Source organism: Roseovarius sp., from assembly GCF_965277045.1.
In the GTDB taxonomy this organism is placed as follows: Bacteria; Pseudomonadota; Alphaproteobacteria; order Rhodobacterales; family Rhodobacteraceae; genus Roseovarius.
Map to the genome: position 1 here is coordinate 2,304,624 of NZ_OZ255712.1, position 16,808 is coordinate 2,321,431.

The window sequence follows — 16,808 nt, forward strand, 5'->3', positions numbered from 1 at the left end:
GCCCATGGACTGGGCCCGCGACCAGCCCGACTGGCCCCATGCCGACGCGTCCCGCCGCGTCCGCCACCGCCCGCATGACTGGCATGTGCAGGAATGGGGCACCGGCCCCACGCTCCTCTTGCTGCACGGCGCAGGCGCCAGCACGCATACCTGGCGCGACCTCATCCCCCGCCTCTCGCAAAACCATCACGTTGTCGCCCTCGATCTGCCCGGTCACGGCTTCACCCGCGCGGGCAGCGTCTCGCGCCTCGGCCTCGCCACCACTGCCGAGGATATCGCCGCCCTCTGCACCTACGAGGCCTGGCAGCCGCAGGCCCTCATCGGCCATTCCGCCGGCGCCGCCGTGGCGCTCGACCTTGCCACACGCCTGCTCGGCAAACCCGCCGTCATCGGCCTCAACGCCGCGCTCGATCGGTTCGAGGGCATGGCGGGCTGGCTCTTCCCGATGCTGGCCAAGCTGCTGGCGCTGAACCCGCTCACCGCCATCGCCTTCTCGGCGGGCGGCGCGCGCCCGGGCCGCGCCCGCAACGTGATCCGCGCCACCGGCTCCACGCTCTCCGAAGAGGGGCTTGCGTATTACAGCCGCCTGCTGGCCGACCGCGCCCATGTGGACGGCACGCTTCAGATGATGTCCCGCTGGAGCACCGACGCCCTGCTCGACCGCCTGCCCGAGATCGAAAGCCCGGTTCTTCTGATCACCGGCGACCGCGACACGGCGGTGTCGCCCGAGGTCTCGGACCGCGCCGCCGCCCTGCTGTCCGATGCCAAGCGCATCCGGCTGGAGGGTCTCGGCCACCTCGCACACGAGGAAGACCCCGACCGTCTTAGCGACATCATGCTGGATTGGCTGCAGGGCAAATCTTTTTAGAAAAGATTTGCCAAAAGCTTTCTCAAAGCTTTTGGCCTCACCCCTGCCCAAGCGCCTTTTGCCCCTTCCGGCTGTACCCTCGCGTCATCCGGTCCGCGATCATCGCCAGCGTCGCCATCGCGATGCCCGCGATCATCCCCACCCCGAAATCCCCGTTGTTGAGGCCGATGTATATCTCCTGCCCCAGGTCACTGGTCCCTACCAGCGCCGTGATCACCAGCATGGCCACCCCGAACATGATCGTCTGGTTGAGCCCCAGCAGCAATTGCGGCAACGCCAGCGGCAACCGCACCCGCCACAGCATCTGCCACCGGCTCGACCCGCACGCCTTCGCGGCCTCGATCACCTCCGGGCTGACCCCGCGCAGCCCGTGCTCGGCATAGCGGATCGCGGGCACGATGGCATAGGCCATGATCGCCAGCAGCGCGGTGAAATCCCCCAGCTTGAAGAACATCACGAAGGGGATCAGGATCACGAACAGCGGCATGGTCTGCAACGTGTCGCTTATCGGGCGCAGAAAGGCCGACACCGCGTCATTCTCCGACGCGATCACGCCCAGCATCGTGCCGATCAGGAACGACAGCGCCACCGCCAGCCCGCACAGGTAGAAGGAAATCCGCGCTTCCGGCCAGACGCCCGCCACCATCAGGAAAGCCAGCCCCACGCCCGTGCCAATCGCCAGGCGCCGCCCGCCCGCCTGCCACGCCAGCAACACCATCACGCCGGCAATCGACAACCAGGGCAGCCCCGTGATCCCGAAATAAAGCAGGATCGCCAAGAGCGCGACACCGATCGCCCCCCGCACCCGGCGCCGCAGCAAGAGCCACCCGGCCAGCGCCGCCATCGCCACGGCGTACCCGATCTTCATCGGCGTGGTGAACTCGAAACCCCAGGAAAACGGGCTTATCGTCTCGTCCAGTCCCATCTTCACCGGCAGCATCAGATAAAATAGCGCCGTCGTCTTGATCGCCTTGATCGCGCCCGCGAATTCCACCAAAAGCCAGTTGAAGGCATCGTTCATCGCGTCCGCCGGATAGACTTCCCACGCCCGCGGATACTCCTGCAAAAACGGAAACACCCGCGCCAGAACCAGCATCACGCCCGTGAACACCGCCGCCACGATCCAGTACCGGTAGCGCGCGACAAAGCTCTCGTCCTCGCCTGCGTCCGGCGACCGACCCATCGCGGCCCGCGCCGTGATCCGGTCCATCACCATCGCCATGAGCGCGATCACCACGCCCGCCAGTATCGCCTCGGCCACGTTCGCCTTGCGGATATGGGTCAGCACTTCCCAGCCGATATCGGACGTGCCGCCGATGATCGACGCGATGATGATCATCGAAAAGGCGGCCATCATCGTCTGGTTCACCCCCAGCAGGATCTGGCGCAGCGCGCTCGGCACCCGCACGCGCCAGAACATCTGGCCCGCCGTGGCCCCCGCCATCATGCCCGCCTCGATCACCTCCTCATCGACGCGTGACAGCCCCAGCGTCGTGTTCCGCACCATCGGCGGCACGGCATAAAGCACCGAGGCGATCAGCCCCACCACCGGCCCGAACCCGAACAGCAGCAGGATCGGCAGGAGATAGGCAAAGACCGGGATCGTCTGCAACGTGTCCATCGTAGGCGTGATCACCCGCTCGGCGCGGCCAGAATAGAACGCCCACGTCCCCACGCAGAACCCGATGGCAACAGCGAGCGGCACCGACACCATCACCAGCGCCAGAGAGTTCATCGACTCGTGCCAGTACCCGATCACGACCATGTAGAACATCGCCAGGAACGTGAACACGGCCAGCTTCCAGCCGGACACCACGAAGGACGCGATCACCAACAGCCCCACCGTCAACGCCCAGGGCATCCAGTGCAACAGGCCGCGCACCCAGGACATCGGGTAATCCATCAGGTCCGAGAACGCGCGAAACGCCGGGCCGGCGGTCTCCACCACCCAGTCCATCCCGGTGTTCAGCCAGTCGGTCATGGGCCATTCCCAGGCCTCTGGAAACTCCATCAGCCATCCCAACCGGTCGCGGAACCCCAGCGCCACCAACGTCAGGCCGATCAGCGCAAACCACGCCCAATGCGTGCGGTCCCCGCTCATGCCGGGGCCTCCTCCTGTTCCGACAGCCGCGCCAGTGCCCGGACCACGCTCTGCGCCGTAACGACGCCCGTCACCGTGCCGCCCTGCTCCACCGCCAGCCCTTCGGGATGCGCCGAAAGCATCGGCAACAGCGCCTCGACCGACACGTCGCCCGCCACCCGCTCGCGCCCTTCGCCGGAACCGGCATCCGGGTCGGTCACCTCGTGGGCCCGCAGCACGCGGACCATCGGCACATCATTGGTGAACTCGGCCACGTAATCGTCCGCCGGATTGGTGATCAGCTCGGCCGGCGTGCCGGTCTGCACCACGCGCCCGCCGCGCATGATCATCATCCGGTCCGCCACCCGCAGCGCCTCCAGGAAATCATGCGTGATGAACACGATCGACTTGTGCAGATCGTTCTGAATCCGCAGGAACTCGTCCTGCATCTGCCGCCGGATCAGCGGGTCGAGCGCCGAAAACGGCTCGTCCAGCAGCCACAGGTCCGGGTCCACGGCCAGCGACCGCGCGATGCCCACCCGCTGCTGCTGGCCGCCCGACAACTGGTGCGGATAGCTCTTCTCGCGCCCTTCCAGCCCCACCAACCCGATCACCTGTCCCACCCGCTCACGGGTGTGGTCCTGCGCCGCGCCTTGCAGGCTCAGCGGAAAGGCGATGTTCTCCCACACGCTCAGATGCGGCATCAGGCCAAAATTCTGGAACACCATCCCGATCTGGTGGCGGCGCACCTCGATCATCTCCTTGTCGGACTTCGCACGCAGGTCCTCGCCATCCAGCAGGATCTCGCCATGCGTCGGCTCCACCAGCCGCGACAGGCAGCGCACCACCGTCGACTTGCCCGACCCCGACAGGCCCATGATCACGAAAATCTCGCCCACCGCCACGTCAAAGCTTACGTCGGCGGCGGCAGGTATCGCGCCATCCTCGCGGATCCGCCCGGCCAGCGCCGGCGTCTCTTCCGCCGGCTTGCCGCCGGGAAAATACTGCTCCGGTTTCTTGCCGTAGACTTTCCAGATGTGGCGGCAGGACAGCCTCGGCTGGTCCGTCCCGGCGCCATCGCCCTCGCGCGTGTCGCTCATGCTGACCCAGTCCCCCCTGAAACGAAAAGGCCGGGCGTCACGACCCCCGGCCTCTCCGATGCGTCCATGCGCACCTTACTGCGCGGCCTTGCCGGCCTCGACCCAGGGCCCCCAGGTTTCTTCGTTGGCGTCGATCCATTCGGCCACGACCTCTTCCAAGTCACGGCCCTTCTGGTCGATCTCCAGCATCAGCGCGTTCTGCACCTCGTTGTCGATCGAGATCTGCTCGAACACCGCCGCCACGCCGGGGTTCGCCTCGGCAAACTCGGCATTGATGATCTTGTCGATCGAGGCCTGCTGGAACCCGCAAGCCTTGCCGCGCTCCTGGCCTTCTTCCTCGATGCATTCCCCGTCGGCGGGGTCCCACTCGACCCATTCCATCTCCATGTCGGCAAACAGCCAATGCGGCTGCCAGAACATCATCAGGATCGGGTCCTGCGTCGCCGCGGCCGATTTCAGCTCGGCGATCATCGCGCCTTCCGATCCGCCCGCGACCGGCTCGAACGGCACGTCGATCATCGAGACCACGTCTTTCGATCGGGTACCCCAATCGGCGGGATAGGTGATCAGCCGCCCCTTGGGAAAGGTGTCGGCAGCGGCAAAGGCCTGCGCGCAGTCGTAAAGCGCCTCGTAATCCGGCAGGCCGGGGCACTTTTCCTTCATGTAGGGCGGATAGATCCAGCCTTCCTGCGGTTGCAGGCCCAGTTGCCCCACCACGGTGATGTCGCCCGACTCCACCGCCTTGGGATAGATGTCGCCCACGTTGTTGGTCCAGACCTCGGGCTGCAGGTGCAGATCGCCATTGGCGATGGCCGCGAATTGCGGCACCGCGCCCGCGGTCACGTATTCCACCTCGTGCCCGGCCTTTTCCAGCAGCGTGCCGGTGATATGCGCCGAAATATGCTGCCCCGTCCATTCGTTGATCGGAATGCGCACCGTTTCGGCCTGCGCCATCCCGGCCCCGGCCCCGGCCAGTGACAGGCTCGCGGCCCACAAGACAGAATTCACCTTCATCGTTCTCTCCCTGTTTTTATTGATGCAGATCATGGCCGCCATCATGCGACGTCCGCACCGTGGACCCAAGCAGAAATGTTTGTTGACCGGAGAGTTAATAAAAACAAGGCTGATATCAGGCGTCCGCGGCGCGGCTGCCGATTTCATGAGCATTGTGTAAGGGAGGATGCCGTGCCGTTGAAAGTTGCCGAAAAGTGGTTTCAGACCAAAGACATGGGTGATGGCGTCACCCTCATATGGGAGCCGCATGTCGCGCCATGGTTGCGCTGTAATATCTGGCATATCCAAGGACGCGACCGCGATCTCGTTATCGACACCGGCATGGGCCTGCGCCCGATGACGCGCGAGCTGGCGCAGCTGACCGAGCGACCGCTCAGCGCCATCGTCACCCATACGCATTTCGATCATTCGGGCGGGTTGCACGAGTTCGACCACCGCTGCGGTCACACGGCAGAATCCGATATCATCGCCAATCCCACGCCGTCCAACACCTATGCCGACGCCGGCTTCGTCCGGGCCGAAACCTTCACCGCCCTGCCCTACGCGGGCTTCTCCCACGAGCACTACACCGTGAAACCCGCGCCCCTCTCCGCTCTCCTGGACGAAGGCGACGTGATCGACCTTGGCGACCGCGCCTTCACGGTCTTCCACCTGCCCGGCCACAGCCCCGGCTCCATCGCGCTCCACGAGTCCGCAACCGGCCTGCTCTTCAGTGGCGACGTTGTCTATGACGGCGACCTCATCGACGACATGGACCATTCCGACCCCGAGGTGCTGGCCGACTCCCACGCCCGCCTGCGCGAGCTCGATGTCACCACCGTCCACGCCGGGCACTTCAAATCCTTCGGACGCGACAAGCTGATTGAAATCCTGGACGAATACCGCGACGGTGGCCGCCGTCTGGGCGATGCCGACGCATGGCTCGCCGACATGATCGCAAGGAGCAGACCGCATTGACACAACGCACGGCCATCGTCACCGGCGGGCTGGCGGGCATCGGCCTCGCCACCGCCCGTCTGCTACATGACGCCGGGCACACCGTCGCCATCGGCGCCCGGCGCGGCGACAACCGCTCGCTTCAGGACATGGCCCGCGACACCGTCGGTGCGGACGTCTTCGTCGCCCCGCTCGACGTGCGCCAGCGCGGCTCGGTCGCGGCTTTCTGCACGTCGGTCAAGAACCAGTTCGGCACGCCGCAGATATTGGTGAATGCCGCCGGCGTCACCCGGCACCAGACGGTTTCCGAGCACGACCTTGACGCCTGGGACGACGTCATTGAGACCAACCTCACCGGCACCTTCCTGATGATCCACGCGTGTCTGCCCGACATGATGGCCTCGGGCTGGGGCCGGATCGTCAACATCGCCTCGACCGCCGCGCATACCGCCGTCGCCGACCACCCCGCCTATTGCGCGTCCAAATCCGGCGTGCTCGGCCTCTCCCGCGCCGTGGCGCTCGAGGGCGCCCACCACGGCGTCACCTGCACCACCGTCAGCCCCACCTGGGTCGAAACGGAAATGCTGCGCGAGTCCGCCGCCACCATCGCCACCCAGAACGGCACCACGCAGGCCGAAGAGATCGCGGCCCTGGCCCGCGCCAATCCGCAGAACCGCCTGGTTCAGCCCGACGAGGTCGCCGCCATCATCGCATTCCTGTGTTCCGAAGCCGCCCCGGGCCTGACCATGGAAGACATCCAGATCAACGCCGGCGCGCACTGGTAATCAGGCCAGCCGCCGCGCCCGCCACGCCATCACCGCCGGTTCGATCAGCCCCGCCGACAGGATCAGCGGCAGGCCCACCGCCTCGCGCAGGCCGAACCGTTCCCCGGCCCAGATCGCCGCCGTCACCGTCGCCACCGCCACCTCGGTCATGAACAACAGCCCCACCAGTCCGGGGTTCAGCCGCGACGGCGCATAGATCGTGGCGAACGAACTGGGCAAGATCAGGATCACCGCCACCGGCACGAACCACCACAGCAGGCCCGCCACCTCTGGCCACTTTGGTACGGTCGCGATCCCCTGCACCGTGGCGATCCCCGCCACCAGCAGAGCCACGACCGCCCCCACCAGCAGGAAATTTACCGCATGGGTCAGGATCCGCACCCGCCGTTCCGTCAGGATCAGCGTACAGCCCACGGCCCAGAACATCCCTGAGATCAGGCCAAACCAGTCGCCCGCGTTGCGCGGCAACGGAAGGCCGGTGTCGTCGGCAAAGATCACCACCAGCCCGACCAGACCCACGAAGATCGACAGCCACCGGAACCACGTCATCCGGTCGCCCAGAAACACCCAGCCCAGCAGGAACCCCCAGATCGGCGTCATGTAGAACAACAGCACCGCGCGCACCACGTCGGTATAAAGCAGGCCTGCGGCGTAGAGCGCAAAGGCCACCCCGGCCAGAACACCTCCCAAAAGCGGCCGCAGCCCTTGCGCATAGTCCGCGCGCAGCACCCAGACCGCCGGCAGGCTCAGCAGCGCCGGCAGCGTCAGGAACACCACCATCGCCCAGGGCGCATCCAGCCCCGCCTGCTCGATCATCCGCAGCGGCAGCCAGAAAATGCCCCAGCACAGCCCCGCGAAAAGTCCCGTCAGAACAGCCCTGTTGTTGCCTTCGGCCAAGGCGCGCCTCCTTTTCTCGTGTTCCGGCCCCAGTCAGGCACCTGCAAGGCACAAAGGCAAGGCATCGCTGCCCTGCCTTCGCATTCGTGCCGCCCCCTGCCGCGAATGCCGCGTCAGGCTGCCCGGTCCGGGATATCCACCAGCTTGCCGCGCGGTATCTCGCAGGCCTTGTCGTAAAGCGGCGTCTCGGCCAGCGTCGCGGCATACATCCTGCTGTCATTTCCCTCGACCATCAGTTCCGTGCCCGGCCCGGCCTCGGCACTGTCCATCAGCGCATAGCCAATCCCGTGCCCCAGATAGGGCGAGGTCGCCCCTGCCGTCACCCGCCCCGCGCCCTTGCCGTTCCATTCAACCCGGCCATTCACCCGCGGCTCGCCATCCGGACAGACGATCCCGTGCAGGCGCTGGCCCTTGTCGGCCTTCTCCAGCGCGGCCTTGCCGATGAAATCACCCTTTTCCATGGCAACGAACCCGCCCAGCCCCACGTCATAGGGGGTGGTGGTCTCGTCGAAATCCGAATTTGCGTTCAGGATCCCCGCCTCGATCCGCCGGATATTCATCGAATCCAGCCCGAACATCCGCATCCCATAAGGCGCCCCCGCCTTCTCCAGGTGCGCCCACAGGGCAGCGGCATCGTGATGCGGCTCGGTATAGAATTCCCAGCCCAGTTCGTTGGTGTATCCCGTCCGAGTGATAAGAACGGTCTGACCGCCGAAATCCACCCAGGCGCTGCCAAAATAGCCGAAGGGCTCGGGAATCCCATCCTTCGCGGCATCCTTCAGAACCTCCATCGACAGCGGGCCTTGCACTTGGCTCACGTTCACCTCAGGGTCGGTGATCTCCACATCCATCCCCTTCGCGTGCGCCCGCGCCCAGTTCACGAAATCTCCGTCCGCCTGCGCGTACCAGAACCGATCCTCGGCCAGCCGCACGAACACCCCGTCCACGATCAGCCCGCCATCGTCGAAACAGGCAATCCCGTACCCGCAGCGCCCAACCTTCACCTTGGAAATATTGTTGACGAACAAGAGGTTCATCAACTTTTCCGCATCCGGTCCCTTGAACTCGATCGGCCACTCGCCGGTATGCAGACACGCCGCCTTCGTCCGAAGCAGCCAATAGCCCTCGTCGGTCGGCAAATCGTCCATGTAGACGCACATGAACCGACGGTTATAGACGCAGTAATGCGGGCCATGTTTCGCCTCGATCGCGTGATACGCATGGCGGCGCAGGTTGAAATCCCAGCCCGCGCCGGGCCGCGTCGTGATCAGGTCGCGGTTCAGCCCGTCGCTCGAATTCATCATTGGTCGGCCTCCGGGTCCAGCCGCGCGCCCAGCGCATTCGCCACGAGTTTCTGAAAGTGGTGCACCGCGTGCTCGCTCAGCTCGGTCAGCCCTTCGTCCACAACAAAGCGCCCCTGGTTGTAGCCGCTGGATTTCAGGCCTTTCTGCACGCTCTCGCACAAGCCGATATCCTCGGGCTGCAACACGTCCTTCTGGTAATTGATCGCATCACGCAGCTGCTGCGTGACCTCGCCATCCTTCACGAACCAGTCCTGGTATTCGACGCATTTCTCCGGCGCCGTCGGGTTCATCTGCAGGACCGACAGGTTCGCCTCGCCCGGATAGGCCCAGATGGTGAAGTTCGGCCACACGAACCAGCCCGCATAGCCGAAATCCACGTCGCCCGCCTCGAACTTGTAGGCCCGCGCGTTCATCGTCCGCGGCTGCCCCGCGCACTGACTGGAATAGAGCCCGCAGGTGATCGTGCGATAGCTGTCCATGTCCACCAGATCGACGAAATCATGATGCGCGGGGGCGCAGTGATAGCACTCCAGGAAGTTGTCCATCAGCACTTTCCAGTTCGCCTCGACCTCGTAGGTGTCGCGCTGCGCGAACTGCAAATCGTCGACCGAAGGAACATAATGCCGGATCTCACGCTCCAATTCGCCCATCTGTTCGGCGAATGGCGTTGCGCTTTCATCCAGATTGACGAGGACAAGTCCACAGAACACCTCCACCTTCACCGGCTTCAGCGAAAACTCCTCTTTCCGGAAACCCTCGACATTCTCGGTATTCCGCGCCGACCGCAGGTTGCCGTCAAAGTCGAACGCCCAGGCGTGATAGGGGCAGGTGATCACGTTTTTCTTGCCGGTCCCGCTGACCAACTCATGCCCCCGGTGCGGACACACGTTGAAGAACGCGTTCAGCTCGCCCGTGCGGCTGCGCGCCACGAATACGTTCTGCTCGTGGATCTTCACGGTCAGGAACTGCCCCGGCTCCGCTACCTGGCTTACGTGCCCGGCATAATACCAGGTCTTGTAAAAGATCGCGTCCTTCTCCGCCGCCCAGATCTCGGCGTCGTGGTAGAAACGCGCGGGCAAGGTATAGGAATTCTTGGGATCGGCCCGGAAAGGCTTGTCTCCGGGCATCAGGTTCAACGTCTGCAAGGTCATGGCGCACTCCTTCGCTGGCTGTTGACAGTGTCACCCATTACCGAGGATCATGACAAACGCTCTTTTCTCATGAATTTGACCAAGCCAGACTTATGCCAAAGCCGCACCTCCCCCCGCTCGACCTGATGGAACCGTTCGAGGCCGCCGCTCGCCTCGGCAGCTTCACCCGTGCCGCCGATGAACTCTCGGTCACCCAATCCGCCATCTCACAGCGCGTCCGCAAGCTCGAGGCGCTGCTCGACACGCAACTCTTCACGCGCGGCCACCGTGCCATCACCCTCACCCCCGAGGGCCGCGAGCTGCTGATCGGCGTGCGCGCCGCGCTTCAGCACATGACGGCCGCCACCCGCGCCCTCCGACAGCGCGACGACCGCCCCCGCGTGCGCCTCGCCGCCGACACCTCCATGGCCCAGCTCTGGCTCACCCCACGCCTGGCCGCCGCCCTCGCGGACAGCCCGCCGCTGATGCTCGACCTTCTCGCCTCCGACACGGAATCCGAGCTTCTGACGGCAGATATCGCCCTCCTGCACGGCGCGGGTGACTGGCCCGGCTTCACCGCCACCCGTCTCTTTGCAGACGCGGTCTTTCCGGTCTGCACCCCGAATTTCCTTTCGCACACGCCGCTCCAAACACCCGCAGACCTGCTGTCCGCCCCGCTCATCGACCTCGACTATGTCCACTGGAACTGGATGAACTGGGGCATCTGGCTGACCGAGGCGGGGCTCGACCCCACCCGCGCCACCACGCTCATGCGCACCAACAGCTACATGGCCCAACTCGATGCCGCCCGCGCGGGCCTCGGCGTGGCGCTGGCGTGGAAGGGCCAGCTTGCCGACGACCTGACCACCGGCCGCCTCGTGCGCCCCATCGACCACGCGGTCACCACGCCATTTGGCTACTACCTCATCCTGCGCGACGGGGCCGAACCGGCAGCACGGCACCTCGCCCAAAGCCTGCTTCACGCCGACACCTGACGCAGCCCGTGCAATATTCTCCCGCAAGCTCGGCCTTTTCATGAGATAAATTCGCGAATCCGACCGCGCGGACCGCACCACCTTGGCAAGCCCCGCGCCGCCTGATTAACTGTCGCCGACAACCAGACTCACCCAAGCCAAGAGGTTCCCCCATGCGCTACCTCGCGCCAACCACGCTGGATGACGCCATCCAGCTCCTCAGCGGCGATCCCGGCGACTGCCGCGTGCTCGCCGGCGGCACCGACCTGCTCGTCCGCCTGCGCTCCGGCGATACCGAACCCGACAGCATCCTCGACATCAAGCGCATCGAGGACCTGCGCCAGATCACCCCCGAAGACGGCGGCTGGCGCATCGGCGCTGCCGTCTCCTCGGCGGAAATGAACGAGCACAAGGACTTGAAAGCCGACTACCCCGGCGTCTGCGAAGCGTCCGACCTCATCGGCTCCACCCAGATCCAGGGCCGCTGCACGCTGGCCGGCAACCTCTGCAACGCCTCGCCCGCCGCCGACTCCGTGCCCGCAATGGTCGCCGTCCGCGCCATGGCCCGCGTCGCCGGCCCGAACGGCACCCGCGACGTCGCGGTCGAGGATATTCCCACCGGCCCCGGCAAGACCTCTCTGGAAAAGGGCGAATTCGTCGCCTCGATCTTCCTTCCGGCCAAGCCCGACCGCTCGGGCGACGCCTATCTGCGCTTCATCCCGCGCACGGAAATGGACATTGCCGTGGTCGGCTGCGGCGTCTCGCTCACCTTGGACGGCGACGGCACCTGCACCGACGCCCGCGTCTCTCTCGGCGCCGTGGGTCCAAAGGTCATGGTGGTCGACGCCGCCGCCGAGGCCCTCATCGGCACGAAACTCGACGACGCCGCGATGGACGCACTGGCCAAGGCCTGCTCCGACGCCGCCTCCCCCATCGCCGACAAGCGCGGCACGGTCGAGTTCCGCACGCACGTGGCCGGCGTTCTCGCCCGCCGTGCCGCCGCCATCGCCAAGACCCGCGCAGAAGGATAAGCAGACATGAGCAACATCCACGTCACCACCACCATAAACGGCGACCCCACGGAATATCTCTGCGCGCCCGATGAAACCCTGCTCGACGTCCTGCGCGACCGTCTCGGCATGACCGGCTCCAAGGAAGGCTGCGGCACCGGCGATTGCGGCGCCTGCTCGGTCACCGTCAATGGCCGCCTCGTCTGCTCCTGCCTCATGCTGGGCGCCGAGGCCGAAGGCGCCAAGATCGAAACGATCGAGGGCATGGCCCAGGGCGATCAGCTGCATCCTCTCCAGCAGAAGTTCATCGAACACGCCGCCCTGCAATGCGGCATCTGCACCCCGGGCATCCTGGTGGCCGCCAAGTCACTGCTCGAGAAAAACCCCGACCCGACCGAGGAAGAAGCCCGCTACTGGCTCGCCGGCAACCTCTGCCGCTGCACGGGCTATGACAAGATCATCCGCGCCGTGCTCGACACGGCCGCAGACCTCAGAAAGGCATCCTGATGGCACTCGACAGCAAACAGGTCCTCGACACGCAAGAGTTCAAGATCGTCGGCACCCGCCCCCTGCGCCCCGACGGTATCGACAAGGTCACCGGCAAGGCCCGCTTCGGCGCCGACATCACCGCGCCGGGGATGCTAATCGGCAAGGTGCTGCGCAGCCCTCACGCCCACGCCCGGATCAAGTCCATCGACACGTCGGCGGCCGAGGCCATCGAGGGCGTCCATGCCGTGGTCACCCGCGCCGACTTCGCAAATATCGAACCCGGCGACGATGTCTTCGACATCCTCGACAACTGCATGGCCGGGGAAAAGGCGCTCTATGACGGCCACGCCGTTGCCGCCGTCGCCGCCAGCTCGGGCCACATCGCCAAGAAGGCGCTGAAGGCGATCAAGATCGACTACGAGGTGCTCGACCACGTGACGGATGTCGACCGCGCCATCGCCGATGGCGCCCCCGTCCTGCACGAGGGCCGCGCCGACGAATCCGTGCCCGAAGGGTCCTCGCCCAACATCATGGCCCGCTACGAGTTCGGCCATGGCGACACCGACAAGGGTCTGGCCGAGGCCGACGAGGTCATCGAGCGGTCCTACCGCACCGAGGCCACGCACCAGGGCTATATCGAACCCCATGCCTGCCTCGCCCAGATGAGCCAGGACGGCCAGGCCGACCTCTGGTGCTGCACCCAGGGCCATTACATGGTCCGCAACACCTGCGCCGCCATCCTCGGCATGGACCAGGGCCAGCTGCGCGTCACCGCGTCCGAGATCGGCGGCGGTTTCGGCGGCAAGACGGCGGTCTTCCTCGAACCCGTCGCGCTGATGCTGGCCCGCAAATCCTCGCGGCCCGTCAAGATGGTGATGACCCGCTCCGAGGTGCTGCGCGCCACCGGCCCCACGGCCTCTTCGTCGGTCGATATCCGCATCGGCATGACGAAGGACGGCCGCATCACCGCCGGTTTCGCCGAACTGCGCTACCAGGGCGGCGCCTATCCCGGCTCGCCGGTGGAAATGGGCTCCATGTCCGCCTTTGCGCCCTATGACCTGGAAAACGTCAAGACCGTCGGCTGGGACGTGGTCACCAACCGACCGAAACAGGCCGCCTATCGCGCCCCCGGCGCGCCCATGGCCGCCTTCGCGGTGGAATCCGCCATCGACGAGTTGGCCAAGGGCCTCGGCCTCGACCCGCTCGAGGTGCGCCTGAAAAACGCCGCCCGCGAAGGCACCAAGGCCTCCTACGGCCCCACCTATCCGGCCATCGGGCTGGAGGCGACGCTGCGCACCGCCAAGGACCACCCGCACTGGACGGCTCCCTTGGGCCCCAACCAGGGGCGCGGCGTCGCCTGCGGCTTCTGGTTCAACTTCGGCGGCGACACTTGCGTCACGCTCAACATTACGCCCGATGGCACCGTGACCGTGTCCGAGGGCAATCCCGACATCGGCGGCTCCCGCGCCTCCATGTCGATGATGGCGGCCGAGGAACTGGGCATCCCCTACAACAAGGTCCGCACCATCGTGGCCGACACCGGCAGCCTGGGCCAGAACGAGGTCACCGACGGCTCCCGCGTGACCTTCGCCGTCGGCCTCGCGACCATCGAGGCCGCCCGCGCCGCCAAGCGCGAGATGTGCCGCCGCGTGGCCAAGCTCTGGGACATCGACGAGGACGCCGTGGAATGGCGCGACGGCGCGGTGCACCCCACCGGCCACAACGCCGGCTCTCACGATCCCATGACCCTCGCCGAGATCGCCGCCATCGCCTCCAACACCGGTGGCCCTATCGCCGGCCACCACGAGGCCAACCCCGAAGGCGCAGGCGTTTCCTTCGCCACCCACATGGTCGACACCGAGGTGGACCCCGACACCGGCGCGGTGAAAATCCTGCGATACACGGTCTTTCAGGACGCCGGCAAGGCCGTCCACCCGGCCTATGTCGAAGGCCAGTTCCAGGGCGGCGCCACGCAGGGCATCGGCTGGGCACTGAACGAGGAATACATCTACGGCGAGGACGGCACCCTGCAGAATGCGGGCTTCCTCGATTACCGCATTCCCGTGGCCTCGGACCTGCCGATGATCGACACTGTCATCCTGGAAATCCCCAACCCCGGCCACCCCTACGGCGTGCGCGGCGTTGGCGAAACCTCCATCGTGCCGCCCCTCGCGGCCATCGCCAACGCGGTCTCCGCGGCGGCGGGCGTGCGCATGACCGACCTGCCCATGTCGCCGCCCAAGGTGCTGAAGGCGATGCACGACAAGTAATCCCGGGACAGGCCCCGGACCAGCTCCGGGGCCTCTCCGAAACCCGCAGGGTGGGTGAAAACCCACGTGCCTCGACCCGCCCAATGCGGCAGGCACCCCCCCATTTGCCGGCGCAAACCGCCGCCGATTGAACCAGACCCCACGCATCGCCGACCCACTCCCGACACTTGTTGAAAGAAATGGGAGACGACCCGATGCCAACGCATTACCTCACCGGATTCGACGATCTGCTCGGCTTTGGCAAAGGCGACGACACCGTCTATGCCTTCGGTGGCGACGACTACCTCTTCGGAAATGACGGAAACGACTACCTGCTCGGCATGGGCGGCGAGGACACCATTCTCGGCGGCTATGGCTCCGATATCGTCGATGGCGGGGATGGCGACGACGTGATCTACGGCGGTCTTCCCGGCGGTGCCGATGTCGGCTCCAACGTGCTCTTCGGCGGCGCGGGCGAGGACCTCATCTATGCCGGCGACGACGGCGATTTCATCGACGGTGGCACCGGCCGGGACAAGATCATCGGCGCGGCCGGGGCCGACACCATTTTCGGCGGCGCAGGAAGCGACCGCATCGAGGCTGGCGGTGGCCACGATAGCATCGAAGGCGGGACGGGATTCGATTTCATCCTCGGCGGCGACGGCAATGACACCGTGCATGGCGGCGACAGCCGCGACACCATCAAGGGCGGATCCGGGAACGACCACCTCTCCGGTGACGACGGCAGCGACGAGTTGCACGGCAACAGCGGCGACGACAATATCTTCGGCGGCGACGGCAACGACCGGCTATTCGGCGGCAGGGATAACGATTTCCTCCACGGCGGTTACGGCAACGACACGCTCGACGGCAGCTCTGGCGACGACTGGATCATCGGCGGCGAAGGCCCCAATCCAAGCGACGGCCTCTATGGCTATGCCGACGTGGCCTATGGCGGGGCGGGCAACGACTATATCTACACCGGCTCGGGCAACGACACCGCCGATGGCGGCACGGGCAACGACACGATCTATTCCGGCTCGGGCCAGGACGTGATCTATGGCGGCCTCGGCGATGACCTGATCCACGCCACCGATCCGCCCGATGGCTTCATGGAAGGGCTCAGCCGCTACACTCCCAAGCTGGATGACAGGATTTTTGCCGGTGACGGCGACAACACCATCCATTCCGGCGCGGGCAACGACCTGGTGACATCGGGCGACGGAAACGACTACATCCGCTCGACCAACGGCAGCGATACGGTCCACTCCGGCGACGGAGACGATTTCGTCTGGCTCAACACATTTTACGTTTCCCCGGATCCGGACCTGCCCCCCGCCCCGACCGAAACCGATCTCGGCGGCGGCGACGACACATACTATTCCACCGGTTTCAACGACGACATCGTCCAGGGCGGCGACGGCGAGGATTTCATATACATCGAGGGCGGCAACAATCTCGTCTTCGGCGGCGAGGGGGCCGACATCATCCAGGGCGGCGACCGCGACAGCGGCAGCACCAAAAGCGCCCAAGCCTCGCTCGACATCATCTACGGCGGCGACGGCGACGACAAGATCTACGTCTGGGGCGGCAACAACCTCGTCGATGGCGGCGCCGGCAACGATACGATCGACGCACGCCTGGGCGAGGACCTCACCCTTGGCGGCACGACCCGCATGAACGGCGGCACCGGCGACGACTGGCTGATCGGACGCCGGGGCGAGGCCGACGAGTTCGTCTTCACCCAAGGGGGCGATTTCGGCACCGACGTCATCCGCAGCTTCGACGCCGCGCACGACCGCATCCTGATCGACACGTTCCAGGACGATCCGGTCGCATTCACCTCGACCATCGTCGGCACCAGCGTCCATATCGAATTCCAAGGCGACGCCGGCCTGCTCGCAATCGAAGGCGGGGCCTCCACCTGGAGCGACAGCTACATCGAGTTCATCTGACATGCACCGAATGGCGT

14 protein-coding genes are annotated in these 16,808 nt (G+C 65.8%); 8 read left to right on the forward strand and 6 right to left on the reverse strand.

Annotated elements, in window-relative coordinates; translation table 11 throughout:
* Positions 1–4: 4 nt before the first annotated feature.
* Positions 5–868, forward strand: a complete 864-nt coding sequence (gene bchO / locus ACQY4V_RS11620; RefSeq protein WP_428511833.1) for an alpha/beta fold hydrolase BchO — start codon at positions 5–7, stop codon at positions 866–868.
* Between the two features lie 37 nt (positions 869–905).
* Here bchO and ACQY4V_RS11625 read toward each other — a convergent pair whose 3' ends face one another.
* From ACQY4V_RS11625 to ACQY4V_RS11635, 3 genes are all read right to left on the reverse strand, one after another.
* Positions 906–2,969: an ABC transporter permease subunit gene (locus ACQY4V_RS11625; protein WP_428511835.1), complete on the reverse strand. Its 2,064-nt coding sequence runs from the start codon at positions 2,967–2,969 to the stop codon at positions 906–908.
* A complete protein-coding gene (locus tag ACQY4V_RS11630) occupies positions 2,966–4,048 on the reverse strand; it encodes a quaternary amine ABC transporter ATP-binding protein (protein ID WP_428511837.1) in 1,083 nt (360 codons plus the stop codon). The genes ACQY4V_RS11625 and ACQY4V_RS11630 overlap by 4 nt, the downstream gene beginning before the upstream one ends.
* Before the next feature lie 75 nt (positions 4,049–4,123).
* Positions 4,124–5,062, reverse strand: a complete 939-nt coding sequence (locus ACQY4V_RS11635) for an ABC transporter substrate-binding protein (protein WP_428511839.1) — start codon at positions 5,060–5,062, stop codon at positions 4,124–4,126.
* Between the two features lie 171 nt (positions 5,063–5,233).
* Here ACQY4V_RS11635 and ACQY4V_RS11640 point away from each other — a divergent pair, with 171 nt between their 5' ends.
* Together ACQY4V_RS11640 and ACQY4V_RS11645 are read left to right on the forward strand one after the other, a co-directional pair.
* Positions 5,234–6,019 carry an MBL fold metallo-hydrolase gene (locus ACQY4V_RS11640; protein ID WP_428511841.1) on the forward strand — a complete coding sequence of 262 codons (786 nt, stop codon included), beginning with the start codon at positions 5,234–5,236 and terminating at the stop codon, positions 6,017–6,019.
* On the forward strand, positions 6,016–6,783 hold the full coding sequence (locus ACQY4V_RS11645; RefSeq protein ID WP_428511843.1) for an SDR family NAD(P)-dependent oxidoreductase: 768 nt from the start codon (positions 6,016–6,018) through the stop codon (positions 6,781–6,783). The genes ACQY4V_RS11640 and ACQY4V_RS11645 overlap by 4 nt, the downstream gene beginning before the upstream one ends.
* Here ACQY4V_RS11645 and ACQY4V_RS11650 read toward each other — a convergent pair whose 3' ends face one another.
* The 3 genes from ACQY4V_RS11650 to ACQY4V_RS11660 form a co-directional block, all read right to left on the reverse strand.
* Positions 6,784–7,680, reverse strand: coding sequence for a DMT family transporter (locus ACQY4V_RS11650; RefSeq protein WP_428511845.1), 897 nt, complete (start codon positions 7,678–7,680; stop codon positions 6,784–6,786).
* A gap of 113 nt (positions 7,681–7,793) precedes the next feature.
* Positions 7,794–8,984, reverse strand: a complete 1,191-nt coding sequence (locus ACQY4V_RS11655) for an aminomethyltransferase family protein (RefSeq protein WP_428511847.1) — start codon at positions 8,982–8,984, stop codon at positions 7,794–7,796.
* The gene (locus ACQY4V_RS11660) at positions 8,981–10,135 is read right to left on the reverse strand and encodes an aromatic ring-hydroxylating oxygenase subunit alpha (protein ID WP_428511849.1); all 1,155 of its coding nucleotides are present in this window, start codon (positions 10,133–10,135) and stop codon (positions 8,981–8,983) included. The genes ACQY4V_RS11655 and ACQY4V_RS11660 overlap by 4 nt, the downstream gene beginning before the upstream one ends.
* Positions 10,136–10,227: 92 nt before the next feature.
* Between ACQY4V_RS11660 and ACQY4V_RS11665 the strand changes: the two genes are divergently transcribed.
* The 5 genes from ACQY4V_RS11665 (at position 10,228) to ACQY4V_RS11685 (ending at position 16,791) form a co-directional block, all read left to right on the forward strand.
* Positions 10,228–11,109, forward strand: a complete 882-nt coding sequence (locus tag ACQY4V_RS11665; RefSeq protein ID WP_428511851.1) for a LysR substrate-binding domain-containing protein — start codon at positions 10,228–10,230, stop codon at positions 11,107–11,109.
* A 152-nt stretch (positions 11,110–11,261) separates the two neighbouring features.
* On the forward strand, positions 11,262–12,119 hold the full coding sequence (locus ACQY4V_RS11670) for an FAD binding domain-containing protein (protein WP_428511853.1): 858 nt from the start codon (positions 11,262–11,264) through the stop codon (positions 12,117–12,119).
* Between the two features lie 6 nt (positions 12,120–12,125).
* The gene (locus ACQY4V_RS11675; RefSeq protein ID WP_152493212.1) at positions 12,126–12,605 is read left to right on the forward strand and encodes a (2Fe-2S)-binding protein; all 480 of its coding nucleotides are present in this window, start codon (positions 12,126–12,128) and stop codon (positions 12,603–12,605) included.
* Complete coding sequence (locus tag ACQY4V_RS11680) at positions 12,605–14,857, forward strand: xanthine dehydrogenase family protein molybdopterin-binding subunit (protein WP_428511856.1); 2,253 nt, start codon at positions 12,605–12,607, stop codon at positions 14,855–14,857. Before ACQY4V_RS11675 ends, ACQY4V_RS11680 begins: the two co-directional genes overlap by 1 nt.
* Before the next feature lie 194 nt (positions 14,858–15,051).
* Positions 15,052–16,791 (forward strand): calcium-binding protein, encoded by a 1,740-nt coding sequence (locus ACQY4V_RS11685; RefSeq protein ID WP_428511858.1) that lies wholly within the window; start codon positions 15,052–15,054, stop codon positions 16,789–16,791.
* Positions 16,792–16,808 lie beyond the last annotated feature (17 nt).

Coding starts and splice junctions, on each gene's coding strand:
- ACQY4V_RS11670 (WP_428511853.1), top strand. CDS start 11,262: ATGCGCTACCTCGCGCCAACCACGCTGGATGACGCCATCCAGCTCCTC.
- ACQY4V_RS11635 (WP_428511839.1), bottom strand. CDS start 5,062: ATGAAGGTGAATTCTGTCTTGTGGGCCGCGAGCCTGTCACTGGCCGGG.
- ACQY4V_RS11680 (WP_428511856.1), top strand. CDS start 12,605: ATGGCACTCGACAGCAAACAGGTCCTCGACACGCAAGAGTTCAAGATC.
- bchO (WP_428511833.1), top strand. CDS start 5: ATGGACTGGGCCCGCGACCAGCCCGACTGGCCCCATGCCGACGCGTCC.
- ACQY4V_RS11675 (WP_152493212.1), top strand. CDS start 12,126: ATGAGCAACATCCACGTCACCACCACCATAAACGGCGACCCCACGGAA.
- ACQY4V_RS11630 (WP_428511837.1), bottom strand. CDS start 4,048: ATGAGCGACACGCGCGAGGGCGATGGCGCCGGGACGGACCAGCCGAGG.
- ACQY4V_RS11625 (WP_428511835.1), bottom strand. CDS start 2,969: ATGAGCGGGGACCGCACGCATTGGGCGTGGTTTGCGCTGATCGGCCTG.
- ACQY4V_RS11665 (WP_428511851.1), top strand. CDS start 10,228: ATGCCAAAGCCGCACCTCCCCCCGCTCGACCTGATGGAACCGTTCGAG.
- ACQY4V_RS11655 (WP_428511847.1), bottom strand. CDS start 8,984: ATGATGAATTCGAGCGACGGGCTGAACCGCGACCTGATCACGACGCGG.
- ACQY4V_RS11660 (WP_428511849.1), bottom strand. CDS start 10,135: ATGACCTTGCAGACGTTGAACCTGATGCCCGGAGACAAGCCTTTCCGG.
- ACQY4V_RS11685 (WP_428511858.1), top strand. CDS start 15,052: ATGCCAACGCATTACCTCACCGGATTCGACGATCTGCTCGGCTTTGGC.